Source organism: Alicyclobacillus fastidiosus (assembly GCF_026651875.1).
Taxonomy (GTDB): Bacteria; Bacillota; Bacilli; order Alicyclobacillales; family Alicyclobacillaceae; genus Alicyclobacillus; species Alicyclobacillus fastidiosus.
Genome location: NZ_CP104067.1, coordinates 3,363,161 through 3,379,852 on the forward strand (window position 1 = coordinate 3,363,161; position 16,692 = coordinate 3,379,852).

The window sequence follows — 16,692 nt, forward strand, 5'->3', positions numbered from 1 at the left end:
CGCTAAAGGGAGAATATTTAACGGTTTGGAAGGTTGTCCGCTGGAGGAATGGAAGGCTACAAACGGGTTTCTTCAAATTTACGAACCCCAGGTACTATCGCCGTACTGGACCACTCTCGCAAATGAACTGATTTGTAACCGCCTAGCAAAATTGCTTGGACTTCCTGTGGCAACAACCAAGGTTGCTACGATAAACGGAAAAGTCGGCGTCCTCTCAATAGCTAATCACAGCCGAAAAGTACGAACCTGGAAACAGGTCCTGCGCAAACGCTCCAACTTACGTAAGATAATTATCAAACCAAAACGACTATACAAAACCTTTGTTTTTGACGTCTGGGTGTGCAATGTCGACCGCAGCGGAAATAACATTATGGTTTACTCCACGGGGAAGAAATACAATTTTTATTTGATTGATCATGAACTCACGCTGCTAGGCGCTGTCCGATATGAGGAGCGGCGCTGGTGTTCAGCATATTGGGATGATGTGATTCGGTACACATATGGATATAAGCCAATCTTACGGTCGCATGGCCGCGACTACAGTAAGCTTGCCCCATACGTACGTACAATACGGAGAATCCACCCCAAAACCATTCGCAGAGTAATAAACAGCGTACCATCAAGGTTCATTTCCCCTGGAGATAAAATCTTGACAGAGAAAATTCTGTTGCGACCTAGACGTCGTCTCCCTCGCATTCTTTTAACCTGCGAAGCCCACCTCTCAAAGAGGGTCTAGCACTGAGACAAATAGTTATAAACGCGTGGGCACAACGTCCACCGCTTTTTCTGAATCACAGATAATGGTTGCTACAAGCGGCTGCCATCCTGGCAGCCAATGAATTCCTATTGCGTATTGGGCTCAGATAAATAAATCCGTACTTAGGTACTTTAGACCGGAATCGTTCACTGTGACCACGATGGTTGAGCCCTGCTCTGTTGTTCGTAGTAGCCGTAGAGCTGCCGCAATGTTGGCTCCCGTTGAAAAACCCGCAAAAATCCCTTCCTTCCGCGCGAGATCACGAGCCGCCGCTTTGGCGTCATCATCTGAAACTTGTAGGTATCCGTCGATTAGTCCTTCTTCAAGAAAAGGAAGATCCATCGAGTATCCGCCGCCTTGAATTTTGTGATTGGGGTTGATTATCGGTTTCCCAGCCAAATATGGAGCCGACGCCGGTTCAACTACATAGCACCGTATGCTTGTCCCACGAGCTTTTAAGGTCCTGGCGCAGCCGGTAAAAGTTCCACCACTACCCACCAAATCGAGAAAGACGTCGATTTTCCCGCCGGTTTGTTCCCAAATCTCTAGGCCCGTACCGTACTCATGCGAGTGAACATTCCCTCGACGGAGGAACTGATCTGCTCGAAAGGCGTTACGTTCACTTGTGATTTTTTGAGCCACTTCCTCTACTAATTGCAAATCTTCCCCAGACACCAGTCCCGGTAAGGAACCTGGAGCTTGATCGACCAGAATCACCTCAGCACCGAGAGCCTTCATCATCCGTCCCCGTTCCATGGAATTGCCTTTAGACATCACAGCCACAAATGGGTATCCCTTGACGGCGCAGACAATAGCAAGTCCCGTGCCCATGTTGCCACTTGTCAACTCAACCACCGTCTGACCAGGCGATAGTTCCCCTGAACCCTCCGCCTCGTTAATTATTTGCAAGGCCGCACGATCCTTTTTACTGAAACCTGGATTCAAGTATTCGAGCTTTGCAAGCAGTCTACCTGTTAGCCCTTTTGTCAATCTGGACAGTTCTACTATGGGGGTATTACCAATGACCTCATGAATTCCGGTTAGAATCGCCATTTTATCGCCTTCTTATAAATTACTTAAAACTATAATAATTCAAAACTTAATAAATATGATAAGAGACCCTTATGCTATTTAATCATTATACTTCTTAGTGAGACAGTACAGTGAAAATGTCGCTCACCTTCCCTGTTTTGTATTACATAAAATCCATACATTTATAGTAAATGTTATTATTCTCTATTTGCCATGATTTTAGACCCAATGAGGTTCCGGAAAAAATTCGGCGAGGACGCCCAAAGCAATATTGATAAAGAGATTGTTCGCGACACCATGGGTGAGGTACCACAACCTTCAAACCCTCGTGTTGGCTGGATAGCGCCTAGTGTTTTCGGGTGTATTGTAGTTGGTGTCCTCGCAATTATTTTAGCAACACCGATTCCTTCGTAGCAATCTTAATATCCCCATGACATGTGCATGCAACAACTACAACAAGGCCTCCGCACGTACTTTTGGTCCCCTGCCTCAATTGTGTATAGGACACCTATCCCCACATACGCAATGATTTCACGCAATATTTAATGTTGAGAAAAAATAGGTCAGTAGTGATCAAAGTCATCGTGAACAACGAAACAGTGGGAGGGCGCATGTTGAAAAGACCATCGCTATTTTAGGCTGTGGTACAGCCGGAATCCATTTGGCTTACCAGTTGTTGACAACCCATCAGTTTGATGTCACCATCTTCACGCCCCAGTCTGCAGATGAAGTTCGCACCGGAAGAATTCGATCCACCCAAGTTCACTTCTCTTCCACCATCGCCAGAGAACGATTGTATCGCATGCCCACGTGGCCCAACGCCCAAGAACTGACTTCTGTCCACGTGTCAGTCGGGGGAGAAACGTTCTTCGCCGGTTCACTTGATAAACCCGCTTATTCCATCGATCAGCGCCTGTACTTTTCCGAATGTATGGCAGATTTACAACGGCAAGGCGTGCATTTCGTCTACGCAAAGGTCTCTTCGGAGCAACTTTCGGGCATGGTCGAGTCATTTGATCTCGTTGTAGATTGCACCGGGCGCTCTGGTCCAGTGGCTCCCTTTCCGTTGGACTCTTCTATGCCGAAAATTGCGACCCCGCTTCGCAAATGTAGCGTTGGATATTTCTTAGGTGTCGAAAATGCAAAACCTGTTGGCATTCTCGCTCACATACTCCCAGGCGAAGGTGAATTGTTTGAAATTCCCGCACTAACGGAAGTGGGCCCAGTGACCATCCTGTTTGTCGAAGCGGTGCCCGGAGGACAGTTAGACGTGTTTCATCGTGCCCATCATGCACAAGATTTCTGTTCCATCATGTTGGACATCACCGAGTCATTTTTCCCGGAGATACGGAATCGATTGACCCGAGAACAGTTCTCCTTATGCGACGATCACGCCTATCTGCGTGTAGCCGTGCGATCTGAAGTACATATTCCATATTGTGAAGTGAATGGTAGGTTCGTCGTCGGTTGTGGAGACAGTGTAGTTCTCAACGACCCGATCACGGGACAGGGTGACAATACAGCCTCTTACCTGACCGAACAACTCTTTTGCGCCTTACTTGATGACGCCTCTCGAGAATGGGACGAAACCACATTTCAATCGTATTGGGAAAAATCAAAGCCATACGTAAATCATGTGGTCAGTTGGAGTCATGCCATGCTACGACCATTGCCTGAACACATTCTCGGGATGATTATGGAAGGTAGAACAAATCAAGCCGTCGCAGATCGTATCGCCAACTGGTTTAGAACTCCATCGTCTGCATACAATGACTTCTTCTACAAAGATGAAATCCACGAAAATGGTGGCCATGAGCAATAACTTCATGCTCAATATGGGGGTCCCCCTACGAGGGACTCCCCGTACCTCGACGTGGTGCACAGGCACGATGCCAAGATGAGGGACCGATGTGTTGTATCGTATTTGGCGCCGTTCGTTCAAGAAACGATAACCAGTGATTTGTCCAAATACAAATTTTTCTCCATCGTAATAGCTGGTAAACTGATCCCCATCCAGTTAAGCGTTATATTTTCAACTTTATCAAACCCGTTTTCTAGCCAGAAATGAAACACTTTATCGTTATAACCAGTGACTACATCCAATCTTATACGCTTGCTGTGTCTCGATATTGCGTACTCCTCAAATGCCTTATAGATCTGCTTTCCGAATCCCCTATTCGCGTAGTCCTTGTGTATCATAAGTAATGATAGATAGCTTTCCTCATCTATTTTAAAATCAATTATCCCTACAATTTTTTGAACGTCTTTCCTAAGTACTTTGCAAGAGGAGAAACCCAAGCTTTTCATTGATTCCAGTTCTTCAACCACCCATTGAAACGTAACCTGATTATCTCGAATGTGATGTCGTAAAAACTGTGTGTTAGAATTGTATATTTCAACTACATTCTCGACATCCACCATCTGAATTGGTTCGATGTAAACGTTCTCGGATTCAAAGACCATTGAGGCACCCTCCCACCTATATACAACCAAATTCGTTATACGACATGCACGAATGCTTCCGTAGTCTAATAAATTTCTGACTCGATCCATCCCAGATACCTTCTAATCCGCTCATCGGGTCGGCTTCTTAAATCTTCTACGTCCTGACGTTTCGGGATTTTTCCAGCCATATAGAATATTCTAATCGCTGTACCCAAAGAAATTTCCTCTCTACTGAATCCATCCCCGTATGCGGTTATGAAATCGGTCCAATATTCAAGGGACTTTTCCTTATTCTTGAGATGAAGGCGTACCACACCCATGTCAATGGCTCTGTGACCGAATCCACACTCATCAAAGTCAAGGCAGCACCACTTGTCCTGCGTGACCAAAATGTTGCCGAAGTGCAAATCAGCATGAATAAATTGTTTACGAGAACCAAACGCATCAAACCGTCTTCTCAGTTCTTGGGCAATTTCCAGACAGCGTTGTCTATCAGCGTCGGATAAAACACCGAAGTCTAATAAGTTGCGTAAAGGTTCCTCAACGGTTTGTTTTAAATCATACTTTGGGCGATGCCACCCTCTCCATTGAGGTGCTAGACGTTTCATAACAGAATCTGTGCTATTATGCATTTTTCTCATGAGGCGACCGAGATTGGAATAGTCAAAGGATGTCGGTTTCTCAATGACTTGACCATCTACAAATTCGAACGCAGCATAGAGAAGTTCTTCATTGGATATGGCGAGTCTTGACACCGAGTCATCGTCCGTATTCCTAACTACTTTCGGAACAGGAATAAAATCCCCCAAGATATTCATCCACTCATGTTCCGCACGAATCTGGTCTGGTGAATATCGGCCTTGTCTGTAGCGTCGCAAAATGTACTTTCCATTCGGAGTATGAACAACATAGGTATCGTTTTCGACATGCTGTAACAGATGAAAAGTTGTATCAGATACGTTCCACGAATAGGACCCAACAATAAACTTCCATTCATGTTCTTGCATTTCAATTCACCGCTTCCAGTAGACGCTGTATCTTACTAATACCCGAGCACATTCAAACGTTATCACAATAGGTATCACACCTGATGTTTCACAAGCCGGACCGACATAACTGTGCCAACCGAGCACCACACCTGGTAACGTCTATCTAAGCCAGCAACAAGATTACAAGACAATTTGCCCAGTTTATCAAGCACGATATCCTGATACAACAATGAAAAGATGGAGGTCGTATTGACCTCCACCTGAGACGAACATACGTGAAGGAAGGCTGTTCGACTCCGGGTTCACAATTTGGATTTCCACATGTCCCGTACATCGTATGGAAAGTCTGATTGATACCACATAGACCATCTCGGCTGGCAACACTTCTCGATAAGAGCGGATATCGAGCAAAGACTGTTTCAATGCGACCGTTTGCTGAAATCACGGCGTGATCAAAAATGTCCGGCTCACCATGCCAATATGGATGTCTGGTCCAATTCGTCTTGCCATCTACGCTCTCAGCATAGCCGTGGAAGTATTGTTTGGATTCCCTATCGGGTCCTTGCAAATACCACATTCTCCATTTACCATCGTGATACACAAGATTTGGCTCAACGACATTGCCAAACTCCCATGGTTCTAATGCAGTAAACACTGAATTCTCATAACGATCCCAATGTAGACCATTCCATTCCAAAAAACCAATTGAATAAGGATCCGTGAAACCGGTACATTGTCCATTGTTTGGGTCCACCGTGCCGAACTCCCGATGTCCCCACCGCTGATCAACATTTTGAGTGATTAATACCTGGAAATTTGTATCTCTCACACAGTTTATTCACACTCTATACTCACATGCGACAACATGTGGTTACACAAGATGCGATTGCCTACACCTACAAATGGCTCGGTTAGCGACATGTAACATTACATCAGCTCACTTTTGGGTATCGTACGAGCATGATGCCGCTCAGGATACTGAGAAATATTAGGAGGAGTAAACCGATATGCCCCATTGGAACCCACACAAGAGTCAAATGAAGTTGCCTCACGAATTATCTGTTAATCCCATGTTTGCTCTCGAGGGAGAAGACGCAGTTCCACGATTTCGCATGCGTGACCAAGGAATGTTACCCGAAACAGCTTATCAAATTGTTCATGATGAAATTATTCTAGACGGCAATGCGCGCCAAAATCTTGCAACATTCGTGACCACATGGATGGAACCGGCCGCAGATCGCTTATACGCCGAATCGTTTGACAAGAACATGATTGATAAAGATGAATACCCACAGACAGCGGCGATAGAGGAGCGATGCGTCCACATTTTAGCTGATCTGTGGCATTCTCCTCATCCAGAGAGTACGATGGGCGTTTCGACGACGGGATCATCGGAAGCATGTATGCTGGCAGGTCTCGCGTTAAAGCGGCGCTGGCAAAATTCACGTAAAAGACAGGGAAAACCAATTGACCGTCCGAATATCGTTTTTAGTTCCGCTGTTCAGGTCGTTTGGGAAAAATTCGCGAACTATTGGGATGTAGAGGCGCGTTATGTGAACGTTACCCCTGATCACCTTTATATGGTGCCAGAACAAGTTCTCTCTGTCGTAGACGAAAATACCATTGCTGTGGTGCCGATTCTCGGGGTTACCTACACAGGACTTTACGAACCGATTGCTGCTATCGCCAAAGCCTTGGACGATTTACAGGCGCGGACAGGCCTGGACATTCCGATACACGTAGATGCTGCATCGGGGGGATTGGTAGCCCCTTTTCTTCAACCAGACTTGGTCTGGGACTTTCAATTACCTAGGGTGAAGTCCATCAATGTATCCGGGCACAAATATGGACTCGTCTATCCTGGTCTGGGATGGGTGGTTTGGCGTGAAGCTGAAGATCTCCCGGAGGATCTTATCTTCCGAGTGTCCTACTTAGGTGGAAACATGCCGACCTTTGCCTTAAACTTCTCTCGTCCCGGCGCCCAAGTACTGCTGCAATATTATAATTTTTTGCGTTTAGGCAAAGACGGGTACTATGCAGTGCAAAAGACCTGTCAGTCAGTGGCACAATTTCTTAGTGCGGCGATTGGTAATATGGGACCGTTTGAATTATTTACCGACGGTTCGGATATTCCTGTATTCGCGTGGCGACTGAAAGATGGGTACACATCAAATTGGAATCTTTATCATTTGTCTCAACAATTGCGCACGTATGGATGGCAAGTGCCCGCTTATCCTATGCCCCCAAATATGGAGGATGTGACGATTATGCGCGTTGTGGTTCGAAACGGATTTTCCATGGACCTTGCTCACTTATTCTTGATGAATTTGAAACAGGCCGTTACGTATCTGGATTCTTTGGATGGGCCCATGCCACATCAGACAAAGAAAGACAACGGTTTTCATCATTGAAGCGTAAAAATGAAGCTTTGCATAAAAAATTAACAATCGCGTCCGTAGACGTACAGGGGCCAAAGCATCATATGAAAACGGTATAATAGAAGTTTGGCTCCCAAAAGTTCAGCAACAAGTAAGCAGTCAAATTGGTGCCCACTTTCACTAAATTTATATCTTTTTCGAGCGCCTCTCAGAGAGGGGCGTCTTTGTACATGAACGATATGTTTATTTCTGTGGCCCTAGCGCCATTGTCGAATCAACTTACAGCATGAATCCAGATTGACTGCACTTTTATCAGTGGGTTATCTGACCTCTGCGTGTGGTACTTGTGCACGCTCTGAAGCTCCGCGTATGTAATCAGTGGGATCGCACGCCGAAACGATAAGGCGCGTAAATTCGACCTTCCACGTTTGCTGATCTGAGTACGGCCCTAGTGGTCCCCGAGCTGTTCCCCTTCAGGTCACCCTCGCCAGCCTTTGCATCTGTCGAGGGTGTTTATACGAGAAGATACTCCAACTTCGGCAATAAACCTAGCGGCTGTTACGAGCCCAATTCCAGGTACACTCATTCTGTTACGCATGAATCCGACTCACCAATCGCTCAATCCACGCTAGTGTCGAAATAAATTGGATTGCATAGGGCGGCCATCAAAGTATCATCCACCTCGCCAAATCTCCTCCACACTTCAACACGCCAAAACTTACGGCATTCAGCGTGCCATTGGTACTTAAACTCAGATGTATCAGATTGTATTGTGAATGTTTTTTCCGTTCCTTGTTCCGAAATCAAATGAATTATATCTCCAGCTTCAAGATGATTAATAATCAAAACAAGTTCGTCAACTTCTCCACTTGGAACGGTGTCTCCGATGATGTACCCACCGCAAGTAAAATCTAGGGTCGGACCCGTCGGCTTATAGCTGATAAACACGTGACCCTGGTCAATTGCCTCAAGGAGAGCTTGGGAACTCTTTGATTCACTCATAACCCAAGTTGTCGGCATACCATGCCGTACCTGCGGGTGCGGTCGGTGGGTATCACTGCCACCAATGGCTACAAGCTTACGCCCGGACTCTAGCTGTCCTTGCCACCAATCAAGGGTTTGTTGATTGTATGGGCGCCACGGACCGTTCCACACTTCTAACCAGTCAAAGTCAAAATCCCAACTCCACTGCCAACTGCAACTTGGATAGCTGGTGTCATGGGGATGATTGAGGGCAACATAGGCACCTCGTTCTTTGGCTGTCGCAATGGCTTTATCGAGTGTCGTTTGATCAAGTACGCGAAAGTCATCAACTGGATTCGTAACTCCGAACAAATTGCAGTGACCACGGTAAGTTGTAAGCTCCATCGCAGGAATATAAGTGACAGGGGATTCTCTGGGAAATTCAAAGTTCTGACTGACAGTGTTGTGATCTGTCAATCCAATAAAGTTAAGGTCCTGGGTCTTTGCAATGGTGTCTATCTCGGAAAGTGTGTACGCACCATCACTATGCAATGTATGGATGTGGAGATCGCCACGGAACCACTTGGATCTTCGCTCAGATAGTGTGATTGTGGTTTCCACATGAGCTCCGGCCCGGTCAACCGTGTAGGCACCGAGTAAGACAGCCCATCTCCCTGGATTGATCTCTCCAGCTCTATATCCCGGTGTCGCTTGATCCAAACTAATTGTTAGGTCATATTTAGAACCTCCGCTCCAACCACGTACTTTCGTTGGATCGGATACCCCAACATCAATGATGCATTTTTCTGGCTCCTCGGACATGACACTCACTTGAATACGAATTTCTCCAATGTTCTCTGGTACCGTGAAAGGAACTTCTAAAAATCCACCTTCATTTTCTTTATGGATGTCGGTATAGAGCGTCAATACATTTTCCATTTTAGCACCCCTTACGTTATTCCTTGCTGGTTCCTAGGAAAATTCCTTTTACGAAGTATTTCTGGACGAATGGGTAGACGAATATCAATGGTAAGACAGCAATGATAATCCCAGCCATTTTGACGTTGGTTGTGACAAGATTTCCGCTTGAAGTAGACGACCCCTGATCAACCAATCCGTACAACGCAACTTGCAGGGTGTCTTTGCTTGAATTATTAATCAGCAACAGCGTTGTCAATAGGTTATTCCAGCGTCCGACGAACTCGAATAATGTGACAGTAGCCAAGCCGGCTTTCGAGAGAGGAATAAAAATACGCCAAAAGGAACGAAAGTGACCGGCCCCGTCAATCTTTGCTGCTTCCAATATGTCCATAGGAATGGATTGAAAGAAATTCCTCATCAGGAGAATACTAAAGCCTGAAACAGCGCCGGACAGAATTAATGCCAACAACGTGTTGAGCAATCCAAATTCCTGGATGGCCACGTAAAAAGGGATCATGATGGCTTCAAATGGAATCATCATGGTGATCAAAATGAAGATAGTAAGCACGCGTCGCCCCGGGAGTGAAGGCTGCGCCAAGGCATAGCCAGCCAATGCCGATAAGAACACGTGGAGCACAGTGCCTATGACGGTGACAATCACGCTATTTTCAAATGGTTGCCAAAGGTCCAACACAGTCCAAATTGTTTTATATCCAGATAGGCTGAAATCTCGTGGCCACATGAGAATGCCTGGTTGCATGGAGCCAAGATTGGAACTGAAAGATTCAGCTATCGCGTTCCAGAAAGGAACAATCATAGTGGAAGCGATTATCACGAGAAACAGTAAGTTCACGATGATGAAGGCCAGACGACCGCCAGTCATTTTACGTTGCACCCACATGCCCTCCTTCAAATTGTGTCGTACCGAACCAGTCGTTGAGTGAACACCGTTAACAACAATGTAAAGACCAAAATAATTAGCGCGCTGGCAGTAGCTTGACCGATGTTCATCTGTGTAAGGCCCTGATCATACACGTATGTCATTAACACATCTACTTTCGGTTGGATCACCGCGTTTCGCATCACGAAAATCTGATCAAACATCTGAAGCACACCCATAATGGAGAGAAGACCGACAATTTGCATGGTCCTAGCGAGACCTGGGATGGTGACATACCAGGTCTCTTGCCAGCGATTTGCACCGTCGACCTGTGCTGATGCGTAGAGCTCCGGATTGATTCCCGCAAGCGCTGCCAAATAAATCACACAGTTGAAGCCGACGTCCTTCCATACACTCACCAGAATAATGACCCACCGGGCCACATTCGGGTCGGACATAAACTGGACAGAGGAGATGCCGAACGCATTCAGTACGGCATTGACTAATCCACCATCCGGATTGAGGATTTCAACCCACAATCCACCAACGACCGCCCATGAGAATAGATGGGGCAGGTAAATGACCATTTGAAAAGTTCGTTTCATCCACTGTTGCAATAATTCGTTCAGCGATAGAGCGATCACGATAGGCGCCACAAAGCCAATCGTGAGCATGCTAATGCCCAACATCAAAGTGTTTCGAAAGTCAGCCCAAAAAGTTGGATCTGTGAGCACATTTCGATAATTCTCAAGCCCGACGAACGGACGGTTTCCGATGAGATTAAAATCCTGCATACTAATTAGCACCGAATGCACCAGCGGGTAGTACGTAAAGACAATGAAGTATGCAATCGTTGGCAACAACATCGCATATAGGGGGATTGCACGTCTCCACCTATTCCAACGACGATCTCGCTGGTGGACCAATGCTTGTCCCGTTGATGGACGGAGTAGTCCTGTGCTAGCCAAGTTGACAGTCCTCACTTTCAAAAATGGAATTCATTACTGGTCAATGTAATGTTCTCTCAACAGTTCCGCATGCATCTGTTGCACTGCAGCTTGCGGAGATAGCTTGCCGAGAATTGCTTCATCGCCATATTGCCAGACGATGTTCTGCGCATTGGTCCAATTCGCGTTGATGAGCGGTTGATAGCCATATTTAACGCCGATTTCTCTCGCATTTGCATATCCCTGCTGCAACTGAGGGAATGGGTTTTTCCAGTACGAACTAATTGGTTCTGGGTCACCGTGATCCATATTTTCGTCTGAACCTACTGAGGTTAGTTGATACTTTCCATTTGTCATGGTGTAATCGATTCCCTTCACTCCGAGAGAACCAAGTACTTCACCGGGCTGAGTATTCCACCATTCCAAGAAATTGAACGCTAACGCCTTGTCCGGTGCATTGGATGGGATGGCGAACACGCTCGTGTCTCCCATGGACACTAGGGGCTCTCCATCAGGACTAGTGGCTCCGGGTAACGCTTCTGCATCAAAGGAAGCGCCAGCACCTTGCGTTTTCGCTAAGTTATTCAACATCGGAACCCAGGCATCCCAATATACGAACATTCCCACGCGCCCTGATAAAAAGAGGTTTCGTTCGTCAGCCGTACTATTCGTCACGAAGTTCGGATCTAGCAATTTGTCCTCATATAGTTTGTTCAGCCACGTATATACGGGAATTGCAGCGGATGTTGCGTAGGGAATAGTCAGTTTCCCATTTTGCATCACATAACCTTCTTTAAGTCCAACAGCACTCATAAATGGCTCGATGTCATACAACGAGGACAATGTTAAACCGTAGGCGTTTTTTTTCTCTTTTATTGTTTGGAAAACGGTAAAATATTGATTTAGAGACTTTGGCTGAGAAAGTCCTAACTGTTTCAACCAGTCCTCACGTACAATAGGCATGAGCGCACCTTGGTACTTGACGGGTACACCATAGATTCCTTGCCCGTTTGGGCTCGAAAGCTTGATATCATCCCACTCGTATTGCGGTACCACCTTAGGGTTGCCCAACACGGACGAATGTTGAATTTGACTTTGTAAGTTCGTCACTTCTCCATTTTTCGCGAGCTCCGATAGACTACTCCCTTCGGTGTATACCACATCAATTTTTTGTCCAGAGGCCAGCATTGTCATCAATTGCTGATCATAATTATTTCCGGTTGTGCTGATCAACTGCACTTTACAATGTAAGGCTTGTCCAATCGCGTTCGCAAACGCGGTGTTTTCCTGCGGGGTTTTTCCGCCTATGACGCCGGTAGCGATTGTCAACGTAGGTTCATTTGAAACGTTGTTTGAATTTGGGGCGGAGCCAGACTGAGTATTTCCACATCCAACTAAGGCAGTTGCCAGCACTGATGTTGTTATTACTGTCATAGCGCGTCGATAACTTGAACGCATACAAGTCACACTCCCTTATAATCTATACAATCAATTCCATTGTTAACAAGACTCACGAATCACTAATTCCGCTGGTATGATTTTGTTCGTAACAAGAGTCGATGGATCCCTAATCCGTTCAATTAACAGCCCTGCTGCTTCACGCCCTAAACGTTCGGCGTTTAAACGCATTCCCGATAACGGAGGAGAGAATTCGGATGAAAACACTGAATCATCACTGAAAGCAATGACTGACAAGTCGTCTGGAATTTTGAGTCCCATTTCTGCGACTGCACGATAAACTCCGAGCGCCATCTTATCCGTATCTGTCGCTACAGCTGTAATCTCTGGATACGCTTTCAACATCTGTTTCATTCTTGTATAACCAAATTCCACTGACGTGAGTGAATCATCGCGATCCAGTACCAGTTCAGGATTCATTTCTAGACCTGCATTCCGATACGCGAGTTCATATCCCCAGGTTCTGTCTCTTGCTACAGTACGAGAGCGAAAAGAATTCAAAAAGAGTACGTGCCTGTGGCCTTTCCCAATAAGGTAAGCGATTACACATTCGGCAACACTAATGTTATCGTTATCCACATATGGAATTTGGTTGATATAGTCTCCCGCCGGCCTCCCAACCACGACCAGAGACGTCCCATTGGTCATTCTTTCTTTAATTCTTTTGTCATTTACCTCGGGGTCCAGAATGATTTCACCATCTGTAGGATCAGAGGCCATAAATTCAACTTTACTTAAGTATTCTGATGAGAGAGTATTCACTAATAATCTATAGCCATGTTCGTAGCATTCTTGTAACGCTCCGTTTAAAAGGGACAAGTGAAACTGACTAAATTTCATCCGTTCTGCTGGCATATTTAACCCAATTATTCTAGTCTCTTTGGTTGTCAATGTCCGCGCCCAGTAATTGGGTTTAAAATTCAATTTATCGGCTGCCGATAGTACCCTCTCGACTACGTCGGGACTAACATATCGTTTTCGACTAAATACATTGGATACAGTTCCTTTTGACACTTTAGCAATTTTCGCTACCTCATCAATGGTTGCCACGAATCTCTTCCCCCTCGCTACATATATTAAAACGGTTTTGTGGCTTTGTATATATAAAAATTTAAAAATTATGATATTTCATAGGCCATGAAACCTAGTTAAGAAAAAACCGATTTAATTATATGACCACTTTCTCTAACATTTTCATCCACCACTATGCCAGACACAAACGATTGCCTTCGGCAGAGTGGAACGTAAAGTACGGACGTCTCTCTTCCGTCTCCCCTTAACCTGACAATCCCCAACTCTTGCATTATCAATGCGAACATTCTCAACTAGGTTCGTTCAAGGCTACACTTTTCACACTGGACAAACTCTGAATGTCAGCGAGTAATACGGGAGAACATGAAAGCTTTTTGACCATCATTTCAATTGTTAAGTGCTTATTCTCCGAAGGACGAATAAAATTGATGTGATAATTTGAAACTTTTATCCCTGCTCTCTCAATAGCCTCCATAATCCCTCTTATGCCCGTCGAGTTATCTTCCACAAGTATCGTCAATCGAACTGTTTTGGGGACAAAGACGGTAACACGACTCAAAAGTTCTAAGGCGATCAGGACAAGAGCCGTCGCCCCGAAGGCTATTTCATACATTCCTCCTCCGACAGCCAATCCAATTCCCGAAGTCGTCCAAAGACCAGCGGCCGTCGTTAATCCTCGAACCGCTTGGCGCTGGACAATAATGGTTCCAGCCCCTAAAAATCCGATGCCGCTCACCACTTGGGCCGCTATACGACTAGGGTCAAGACTAATTCCCTTGACATCGTTCACGTCGGAGAATCCGTGCTGTGAGACGAGCATGATAAGGCAACTGCCAATGGCCACCAAGAAGTGCGTCTTCAATCCAGCTTCCTTTTGTCGACTCGTCCGTTCATATCCAATGAGAGCACCACACGTACCCGCGACCACCATCCGAAGTAAAAATTCCCAGTTCACTGGTCATACCTCCATCTAAAATGTGCAGATAAGCCTACACCTTGACTGAATATTTCGTTTTTGATATTAAAGAGACAAGAGTCGTCAGACGGTTTGTTGTAATCGCATCGACGCCTAGATTGAGTAGTGACCTCATGTGTTCTTTGTCATCTACAGTCCAACACGAAACGCGCAGTCCCCGCTCATGCATATGGTTAAGAATTGTGGAATCAAGGAACTTCCATTCCGGATTAAAAAAATCTACATCTAACGATGTTAACAGTTCGTCAGTTGGCAATTCTCTTTTATTCCAAGTCAAACCCGTCTTAACCTCTGGCAGCAACGCCTTTACTCTTTTAAGCGAAGGAATGTCCCCTGTCACAACCAGAAATCTTTCCAAAGAGGATTGGCGACGGAGAATTGCGGTCAAGATTTCCGGTACGTTTTTGTCCACAAAATCAAGCATGAACGGAAGGCTTATTTCATCAAGCACTTCTTCTAATAGTGGTATTTGATAGGATTCAAGTCTAATTCTACAAATTTCATCCCAAGTGAGTTCGGAAATACTTTTAGAATGTCCCCAAATTCTATCCAACGTCCTGTCATGCAATAATACGGCTCGACCGTCACGTGTAATCCTGATGTCCGTCTCCAACATGTCCGCCCCACTAGCTACCGCCGCGTGAAATGCAGGAAGCGTATTTTCCGGGTGCTGATAACAGTCGCCGCGGTGTGCAATCGATTTTGTCATCGCGTTGCCTCCAAATTGTCGGTTCTAAACCGGTTTACTAATTGGCGTTTGGCGTCCAGGAATATCGAAGCGATCTCAAATTGCATGCGTACGATATCTAAGTCACTCATTCATTTAATGAATACTCAGGCTTTTCGTTTGTCCAAAATAAGACCATACTAGGACATATCTGCAAGGGTCTCGCGTGATGATTTAGTTATGTAAGCGTTTTCTGACGGAGGCATCAAATTTATGTCATTATAACTGGGGACACTTTACTCGTCAATATTAGTGCAAGTAGCGATTTGAGTAGTAAGGTGGACACATATGCCAAAAACGGTTGTGCAGTTTGCGCAAGACCAAGCCCTCTTCAGTTCCAAAAACAACTGAGACTGCAGGAAGCCCGGCGCCTGTTATTATCCGAGTCAACAGATGCCGCTGATGTCGCTTTCCGGGTTGGCTATCAAAGTCCGTCGGGTTTCGGTGTCGGCATACTCCCAGAAATGCTCCTGTCCAACAACACCCGGTCAAGTTTGTGCTGTCCGTCTTCAAGATGACCCGTCTCGAACAATCGGTGTTGCTTTGCAGTCCTTCAAGTCGGCATCTCCCGCCGCCAAAAAATTCATTCAGTGTACGAAATCATGGATAAGAAGCACTATTTAGCTAACGGAGTGAGGACAAAAATACACTGATCATGAATGAGTTCCTACGTCACTAGCCTCTCCGTTCGTTGAATAGGCTAGACTTGGTTCGAGTGCGAAAACACAATAAGGTGAGTGTCACAGGTCGTCGACAGACCCAGTGACACTCACCTAACATATTTTGTGAAACACTATATTAGAAATGCAATTTTAATCGTCTTTACCCTACTGGTCCGCCTTTGATGTTACTAAGTAACCACGGTTTGTTCATTAACAAAGATGAATACGAGTCGTCAATTTTTAGGACTAACCTCGTAGCGCAGTTTGGCACCTCTTTTTTCGCGGTTTCGCAAGTCCATTTCAATTTGCTCCAGGCTCCTTCCCTTCGTCTCGGACACGTATTTCCCGACGAAGATGATAGCCGATTGTCCTGTCCGACGTGCCGAGTCACCAGCTGTTGCTGAATACGCATACATGGCATCTGAGTCGTGAAGTCGTGTGACGGGTTGCATCCGCTTCCACACAACTTGAATGTCGCCCGCTCGATGAGCGCCCACTTGCACACCAAGCGAGCGACATCCAATC

The 16,692-nt window shown here is 45.7% G+C and carries 15 protein-coding genes and 1 pseudogene; 4 read left to right on the forward strand and 12 right to left on the reverse strand.

The window, feature by feature from the left end; all coding sequences use genetic code 11:
• Positions 1-25: 25 nt before the first annotated feature.
• On the forward strand, positions 26-736 hold the full coding sequence (locus NZD89_RS29710) for a HipA family kinase (RefSeq protein ID WP_369125202.1): 711 nt from the start codon (positions 26-28) through the stop codon (positions 734-736).
• A gap of 123 nt (positions 737-859) precedes the next feature.
• Here the strand turns inward: NZD89_RS29710 and NZD89_RS16645 are convergent, their stop codons facing one another.
• On the reverse strand, positions 860-1,810 hold the full coding sequence (locus tag NZD89_RS16645; protein ID WP_268003920.1) for a PLP-dependent cysteine synthase family protein: 951 nt from the start codon (positions 1,808-1,810) through the stop codon (positions 860-862).
• A 640-nt stretch (positions 1,811-2,450) separates the two neighbouring features.
• On the opposite strand from NZD89_RS16645, the gene NZD89_RS16650 reads away from it, so the two are divergent.
• The gene (locus tag NZD89_RS16650; RefSeq protein WP_268003921.1) at positions 2,451-3,611 is read left to right on the forward strand and encodes a styrene monooxygenase/indole monooxygenase family protein; all 1,161 of its coding nucleotides are present in this window, start codon (positions 2,451-2,453) and stop codon (positions 3,609-3,611) included.
• A 116-nt stretch (positions 3,612-3,727) separates the two neighbouring features.
• On the opposite strand, the gene NZD89_RS16655 is transcribed toward NZD89_RS16650, so the two are convergent.
• Both NZD89_RS16655 and NZD89_RS16660 read right to left on the reverse strand, forming a co-directional pair.
• The gene (locus NZD89_RS16655) at positions 3,728-4,252 is read right to left on the reverse strand and encodes a GNAT family N-acetyltransferase (protein WP_268003922.1); all 525 of its coding nucleotides are present in this window, start codon (positions 4,250-4,252) and stop codon (positions 3,728-3,730) included.
• 65 nt (positions 4,253-4,317) lie between these two features.
• Positions 4,318-5,241 carry a phosphotransferase enzyme family protein gene (locus tag NZD89_RS16660; RefSeq protein WP_268003923.1) on the reverse strand — a complete coding sequence of 308 codons (924 nt, stop codon included), beginning with the start codon at positions 5,239-5,241 and terminating at the stop codon, positions 4,318-4,320.
• Positions 5,242-6,230: 989 nt separating this feature from the next.
• Here NZD89_RS16660 and gad point away from each other — a divergent pair.
• Positions 6,231-7,634 (forward strand): glutamate decarboxylase, encoded by a 1,404-nt coding sequence (gene gad / locus NZD89_RS16665; RefSeq protein ID WP_268003924.1) that lies wholly within the window; start codon positions 6,231-6,233, stop codon positions 7,632-7,634.
• A gap of 445 nt (positions 7,635-8,079) precedes the next feature.
• Here the strand turns inward: gad and NZD89_RS29715 are convergent, their stop codons facing one another.
• The 8 genes from NZD89_RS29715 to NZD89_RS16700 form a co-directional block, all read right to left on the reverse strand.
• Positions 8,080-8,199, reverse strand: a complete 120-nt coding sequence (locus tag NZD89_RS29715; protein WP_369125203.1) for a transposase — start codon at positions 8,197-8,199, stop codon at positions 8,080-8,082.
• A gap of 20 nt (positions 8,200-8,219) precedes the next feature.
• Positions 8,220-9,503 carry a CehA/McbA family metallohydrolase gene (locus tag NZD89_RS16670; protein ID WP_268003925.1) on the reverse strand — a complete coding sequence of 428 codons (1,284 nt, stop codon included), beginning with the start codon at positions 9,501-9,503 and terminating at the stop codon, positions 8,220-8,222.
• 16 nt (positions 9,504-9,519) lie between these two features.
• Positions 9,520-10,380 (reverse strand): carbohydrate ABC transporter permease, encoded by an 861-nt coding sequence (locus tag NZD89_RS16675; RefSeq protein ID WP_268003926.1) that lies wholly within the window; start codon positions 10,378-10,380, stop codon positions 9,520-9,522.
• Positions 10,381-10,394: 14 nt separating this feature from the next.
• On the reverse strand, positions 10,395-11,333 hold the full coding sequence (locus tag NZD89_RS16680) for an ABC transporter permease subunit (protein ID WP_268003927.1): 939 nt from the start codon (positions 11,331-11,333) through the stop codon (positions 10,395-10,397).
• A gap of 33 nt (positions 11,334-11,366) precedes the next feature.
• Complete coding sequence (locus tag NZD89_RS16685) at positions 11,367-12,770, reverse strand: ABC transporter substrate-binding protein (RefSeq protein WP_268003928.1); 1,404 nt, start codon at positions 12,768-12,770, stop codon at positions 11,367-11,369.
• 42 nt (positions 12,771-12,812) lie between these two features.
• The gene (locus NZD89_RS16690) at positions 12,813-13,820 is read right to left on the reverse strand and encodes a LacI family DNA-binding transcriptional regulator (protein ID WP_268003929.1); all 1,008 of its coding nucleotides are present in this window, start codon (positions 13,818-13,820) and stop codon (positions 12,813-12,815) included.
• Positions 13,821-14,091: 271 nt separating this feature from the next.
• Positions 14,092-14,733 (reverse strand): MgtC/SapB family protein, encoded by a 642-nt coding sequence (locus NZD89_RS29320; protein WP_326492945.1) that lies wholly within the window; start codon positions 14,731-14,733, stop codon positions 14,092-14,094.
• 58 nt (positions 14,734-14,791) lie between these two features.
• Positions 14,792-15,487, reverse strand: coding sequence for a glycerophosphodiester phosphodiesterase (locus NZD89_RS16700; protein WP_268003930.1), 696 nt, complete (start codon positions 15,485-15,487; stop codon positions 14,792-14,794).
• A gap of 341 nt (positions 15,488-15,828) precedes the next feature.
• Between NZD89_RS16700 and NZD89_RS16705 the strand changes: the two are divergent.
• Positions 15,829-15,948: pseudogene (locus tag NZD89_RS16705) on the forward strand (helix-turn-helix domain-containing protein); the annotation flags it as partial.
• A gap of 452 nt (positions 15,949-16,400) precedes the next feature.
• On the opposite strand, the gene NZD89_RS16710 reads toward NZD89_RS16705, so the two are convergent.
• Positions 16,401-16,670, reverse strand: a complete 270-nt coding sequence (locus tag NZD89_RS16710) for a hypothetical protein (RefSeq protein WP_268003931.1) — start codon at positions 16,668-16,670, stop codon at positions 16,401-16,403.
• Positions 16,671-16,692 lie beyond the last annotated feature (22 nt).

Coding starts and splice junctions, on each gene's coding strand:
- NZD89_RS16685 (WP_268003928.1), bottom strand. CDS start 12,770: ATGCGTTCAAGTTATCGACGCGCTATGACAGTAATAACAACATCAGTG.
- NZD89_RS16660 (WP_268003923.1), bottom strand. CDS start 5,241: ATGCAAGAACATGAATGGAAGTTTATTGTTGGGTCCTATTCGTGGAAC.
- NZD89_RS16655 (WP_268003922.1), bottom strand. CDS start 4,252: ATGGTCTTTGAATCCGAGAACGTTTACATCGAACCAATTCAGATGGTG.
- NZD89_RS16700 (WP_268003930.1), bottom strand. CDS start 15,487: ATGACAAAATCGATTGCACACCGCGGCGACTGTTATCAGCACCCGGAA.
- NZD89_RS29715 (WP_369125203.1), bottom strand. CDS start 8,199: ATGCGTAACAGAATGAGTGTACCTGGAATTGGGCTCGTAACAGCCGCT.
- NZD89_RS16645 (WP_268003920.1), bottom strand. CDS start 1,810: ATGGCGATTCTAACCGGAATTCATGAGGTCATTGGTAATACCCCCATA.
- NZD89_RS16670 (WP_268003925.1), bottom strand. CDS start 9,503: ATGGAAAATGTATTGACGCTCTATACCGACATCCATAAAGAAAATGAA.
- gad (WP_268003924.1), top strand. CDS start 6,231: ATGCCCCATTGGAACCCACACAAGAGTCAAATGAAGTTGCCTCACGAA.
- NZD89_RS29320 (WP_326492945.1), bottom strand. CDS start 14,733: ATGGTGGTCGCGGGTACGTGTGGTGCTCTCATTGGATATGAACGGACG.